Consider the following 365-nt stretch of genomic DNA (forward strand, 5'->3'; position numbering starts at 1 on the left):
TCTTCAGAGCCGCCTGTGCGGCGGCGAACTGATAGGCTTTATCGGCCTTAAAGCGATGCAGCTTCAGAGCCACCTGTGCGGCGGCGAACTCTCCATTTTTAGATACAAGTCATTGAATCCATTGAATATCAAAGAACGGAAGGAATCAACCCCCAAAAACACCAACTTCGTTTTGCATGTTGCCGCAACGGACAAAGGAGAGACCACAACAACAGAACCAAGAAAAACAAAGCTGCCGTGCGTATCTCGCATGTTTAACGTGAATTAAGTCGGATACGTGTCCGATGTCGCCTTAGTTAAAAGCGCCGTAACCCTCGCCCAATACGGGCGGGGATGTGACTGCTCCCCGCCCTGAAGGACGGGGC

General features: G+C 51.5%; 1 protein-coding gene. It reads left to right on the top strand.

Translation table 11 applies throughout. The features are described from left to right. The coding region (locus tag E1297_RS48785) for a hypothetical protein (RefSeq protein ID WP_196223084.1) at positions 1 to 268 on the top strand (268 nt) is incomplete at its 5' end. Positions 269 to 365 lie beyond the last annotated feature (97 nt).

This window comes from Roseibium sp. RKSG952 (assembly GCF_009711355.1).